Genomic DNA, 4756 nt, shown 5'->3' on the forward strand with positions numbered 1-4756 from the left:
CGATGGCCTCGAGCACCGCGAGGAACTGCGCCTGGCGCGGCGAACCGTCCTCGCCCGTGATCTCCGCCTTGCGCGCCACAGCACCGTCGGGCGCCTCCGCATCATGGGTGAACAGCTCCTCGAACTGGTCGATGATCAGAAGCGTGCGCCTCTGCCGCCCGGGCGTATTACCTCCAATCTCGCGCGCCAGATCGACAATACGCCCGGGGTCGTTGCGCAACCGCGCCGCCCATTCTTCCGCCTCTTTGTTGCGGACGCTGAAGTTAGCGGGGTTGGGATTTGTGAGAGAGGCAAGACCGAGGCTGAGCTGGAACAGTGGGTCGCGCAGCGGGCGGCACACGGCGACATTCCAATCTTGTGCCAGTAGCTTCGGCGCCAGCCCCGCCAGCACCACCGACGACTTGCCCGAGCCCGACGGACCGATCACCGCTGCGAAGGGATGCCGCTCGAGCTTGGCCTGAAGCTCCGCCACGAAGTTCTCGCGGCCGAAGAACAGATCCGCATCCTCTTCGCCAAAGGCAAACAGCCCGCGATAGGGATTGGCAAGCAACGGCAAGGCCCGGCAGATCAATTGCGCCGGCAGCAGAAACGCCAGCCTGGTCGTCTTGTCACGATCGGCCGCGGTCGCCATTCCGATCAGCCGCAGATCGGTTTTGCTCACCACAGGTGCACCGCTGAACCCTGGCTGAATGAAGTAGCCGAAGGCTTGGGTATCCCTGACCTGAAGCCATCCGCCAGGGTCCTGCACCAGCACTTCGCCACTTGCTTCGATGCCGTTGTCAAAGCCGACCGGAAAGCCGTAGGTCAGAAACCCGGTCCCGCGCGGCGGTATCCGGCGATCGACCGCAACCGGCTCGATGCCGCCCGAGAGCTCTTTGCCACCTTCGAGCTCCAGCACAGCAATATCGGCCAGCGGATCGCGCACCAGATCGGCAAGCGGCCGCACCGGATACCAGGCCACCACACGCCCGGTCAGGCCTGTCTTGCCAACGAAGGGCAGCTCGAACTTAAAAGTACCCTCCGGCCGCTCCGTCGTCCCACGCGGCCGCTTCAGCGCATCATCCAGCACATGCGCGCAGGTGATCACATAACGGCCAAGCGCCAACCATCCGCTGCCGCAGATCGCTCCGCTCTCCCCGCGGATGCTCGCCACCGGCCGCGTGTACTGCGTCGTCATGAAACCCACCCCATCACGCCGAAGACCGGCGCAACGATCATCGCAAATATCAGAGCAAGTATGTCAGGGACACCTTATATTAGGCGTGTCGAAACCTCCAGAGCGCTAGCGAGTAGATTTGACGTCGCCATACGTCTCTATTCGAAATTGCGAGGACAAGAAGCAAGGTACACGCGGTGGAATCCACGGTCTCAACTGAATCAGGCGTAACACAGCATGCATCGCTCGGCCGCCTGGCTTGCCCTCGATCGGCTTCCCGTGAGATTGGACGCCTTGCCACTCGACAGGATGGGGCGTCCGAATGTTCAAGACGGTGTCTGCTGGTGCTCAGTCCTCTGTTGTGAACAGGAGGAGAACAAATCGGTTGATCCGTGTTGCAGCCGTGTTGCACTGACAGCAAGTGACGGATCGGGACATGCCCGGAAAACAAGGGTTTTGGCGCTATGGGATGAGAAAAATCGTGCAACACGCTTTTGCCACGATAGCGCTAGATAAGTACTTGATTTAATTACGTGAATAGCTGGCTGGGGAACCTGGATTCGAACCAGGACTAACGGAGTCAGAGTCCGTGGGTCTACCGTTAACCTATTCCCCAGCAGGCGCGATTGGTATCGCGCGAAGCGGGCGGCTCATGCGCCGCGAGCGCTGCCTTGTAGCCGCCATCGAAAAATAGTCAAGCCCGCAGCAGAGATCAACCGCAGGCTTTTTGAGCCTTTGTCCGATGCATGTCGTTCGCCCAAAACCGCTCCGCGCTTTTGGGCGACATGCATTGGCTCCGCCGCCAGACGCCGAAGGCTTCAGTTCTCCTCGCGGCTGTATTGCGAATGCTCGAAATAGAGCACCACGCCAAGGCCGATCAGCAGCGGAATGATGAGATAGAACAGGCGGAACACCAGAAGGGCGGCGAGCACGCCGACTGGGTCCATGTCTGAAAGGCCGGTGAGGAAGACGAACTCGAACACGCCGAGCGCGCCCGGCGCGTGCGACAACAGCCCGATCGAGAACGACACCATGAACACGCCGAGCACGACGAAATAGCCGGGATTGCCAACCTCGGGCAGGGCAAAATAGATGATCGCGGCGGCCCCAAGCAGTTCGACCGGCCCGATCAGCAATTGCCGCGCCACGATCGGCAGCGCCGGATAGTGCAGCTGGAAGCTGCCTATCTTCAGCGGTCTGAGCCGCAACCAGCTGCCGAAGGCGTAGGCGCCGACAAGGATGAGCATGGCGAGCCCGGTGGCGAAGGCCGCGCCGTGATGCGGCGCGCCCGTGAAACGATCGATGATCTGGGGTTCGAGCAACAGCACGAGGCCGCCGAGGAAAACGCTGGACAGGATGAAGGTGAACCAGCAGATCGCCACCAGCACGCCGACCTCCTGGCCGGTCAGTCCCCGCGTCGCATAGGCGCGGTAGCGGATCACCGCACCGGAAAACACGGAGCCGCCGATATTGTGCGACACCGCGTAAGTGGTGAAGGAGCACAGCGTGACGAACAGCCACGATACCTTCTTGCCGATATGCAGCAACGCGATGTGGTCGTAGCCGGCGAGCGCGGCGTAGGCGACGATTGAGCTCAGCGCCGCGAGCAGCCAGCCGCGCGGCGGGATGGCGGAGATGCCGATCCAGACATCGTTGAGCGAAATGCCGCGCAGTTCGTGAATGAGCAGCCACAGCGAGAATGCGACGGCCGCGATGCCTATGACCGGCCAGAAATAGCGCCTCCAGTTCATAGCGTCGTCATCATGCGTTGCAGCTCATTGATAGATGTGCCCAAAACCCTTTCGAACCCTCATTTGAGACATGCCCGATTGAAGCCGGCTATTCAACCGGCAAGACATTGCCCCAACGTGACGCTGGCAAAATGCGACGTTAGCGAAATTCGGCCATGCGCTCTTGGTGATTGCGAACGGCGCTGCTACTCTGCCCCCAACTTGAAACAAATCGAGGTGCCTGCTGCGTCCGTTCCCGGTTCGCGCGGCGCCGGAAGGAACTGAAGTGGAAGACCACGATACCGGCGCGGGCGCGTCGGCAGTGGGCATGTCCGGGGCATTGCCGACGCAGTCGGCGGGCCCGCACACGGCGCGATTCAGCCGCCACGCGGGTGCGCACCAAAGACACGCCGACCCCAGACATGCCAACCAGAGGCAGACTGGCGCAAGTCAGGCCGACCAGCAGGGCGATCAGCCGAAAGGCAAGACGCGCAAGCGCCGCAAGCGCAGGCGCGGCCGCAAGGTATTCGCGCGCGACGACAGCGGCGCGCTGCCGCATGCCGCGCCGGCCGCCACGGCGGCAAGCCAGCCTCAGAGCGGGCCGCCACAGGTTGAGCCAAGGCTGTCGATCCCACAGCGTCCGCCGCAGCAGGAATTGCCGGTTTTCGCCGCGCTCGACCTCGGCACCAACAATTGCCGGCTGCTGGTCGCGGTGCCCGGCCGTCACGGCCAATTCCGCGTCATCGACGCTTTCTCGCGCATCGTCAGGCTGGGCGAGGGGCTGACGGCCAGCGGCCGGCTAAGCCAGGCCGCGATGGACCGCGCCGTCGAGGCGCTGAAGATATGCGGCGAGAAACTGCGCAACCGCAAGATCAGGAAAGCCAGGCTGATCGCCACCGAAGCCTGCCGTTCGGCCGCCAACGGCGTCGAATTCCTGGACCGCGTCGAGCGCGAAGCCGGGCTGAAGCTCGAAATCATCGACCGCCAGACCGAGGCCCGCCTTGCCGTTTCCGGTTGCGGCTCGCTGGTCGAGCGCGACACGCAGGGCGTGGTGCTGTTCGATATTGGCGGCGGCTCGTCCGAAATCGCCCTGATCGACCTGACCGGGCGGCGCTCTCCGCGGCTCGCCAATCACATCGTGTCGTGGACCTCGCTGCCGGTCGGCGTGGTGTCGCTCGCCGAGCGCTTCGGCGGACGCACGGTGACGCGCGAGACCTTTGCCGCCATGGTCGACGACGTGGCTACGCGGCTGAAGGTCTTCGACGGCCGCGATCGGCTCGCGCATGTGCTGGCCAGCCCCAACTTCCATCTGCTCGGCACCTCCGGCACGGTGACGACGCTGGCCGGCGTGCATCTCGATCTCGAGCGCTACGACCGCCGCCGTGTCGATGGCCTCTGGATGGATCGCGACAGCGTCGATCGCATGATCGAGCGGCTGATCGGCTGGGATTTCCAGCAGCGCTGCGCCAATCCCTGCATCGGCGCCGACCGAGCCGACCTGGTGCTCGCCGGCTGCGCCATACTGGAAGCGATCCGCGGCGTCTGGCCGTCCGAGCGGCTGCGCGTCGCCGACCGCGGCCTGCGCGAGGGAATCCTGAGCGAACTGATGGCCGATGACGGCGTCTGGCGTGGCGATGGTGGGCGCCGCGCATGATCCCAAAAGGTGGCCGCGTTGTTTTGATCAGCAGTCGACCCCCACTCCGTCGAGCTTCGCTCGACACCTCTCCCCCGATCGACGGGGGAGAGGAACGGCGCGAGGTCGCCAGCCTTGGCTCCCTTCCTCTCCCTCCGAAGCAGGGCTATCGCATATGAGTGATCGCATTGATGAGATAGTCGTCGTTCCAGGCGCATTTCTTGATGCGATGGCTGA

The 4756-nt window shown here is 63.6% G+C and carries 3 protein-coding genes and 1 tRNA gene; 1 reads left to right on the forward strand and 3 read right to left on the reverse strand.

Going from position 1 to position 4756, the window contains the following annotated elements; translation table 11 throughout:
- From FJ418_RS31715 to FJ418_RS31725, 3 genes are all read right to left on the reverse strand, one after another.
- Positions 1-1177: serine protease (locus FJ418_RS31715; protein WP_140872216.1), on the reverse strand; the 1177-nt coding region annotated here is incomplete at its 3' end.
- 521 nt (positions 1178-1698) lie between these two features.
- Positions 1699-1772, reverse strand: a tRNA-Gln gene (locus FJ418_RS31720).
- A 202-nt stretch (positions 1773-1974) separates the two neighbouring features.
- Entirely contained in the window at positions 1975-2907 is a 933-nt protein-coding gene (locus FJ418_RS31725; protein WP_140872218.1) for a YbhN family protein, read from the reverse strand.
- Between the two features lie 265 nt (positions 2908-3172).
- On the opposite strand from FJ418_RS31725, the gene FJ418_RS31730 reads away from it, so the two are divergent.
- Positions 3173-4540 carry a Ppx/GppA phosphatase family protein gene (locus tag FJ418_RS31730; protein ID WP_140872220.1) on the forward strand — a complete coding sequence of 456 codons (1368 nt, stop codon included), beginning with the start codon at positions 3173-3175 and terminating at the stop codon, positions 4538-4540.
- Positions 4541-4756 lie beyond the last annotated feature (216 nt).

Origin of the sequence: Mesorhizobium sp. B2-8-3 (assembly GCF_006440815.1) — a bacterium.
GTDB lineage: Bacteria > Pseudomonadota > Alphaproteobacteria > Rhizobiales > Rhizobiaceae > Mesorhizobium.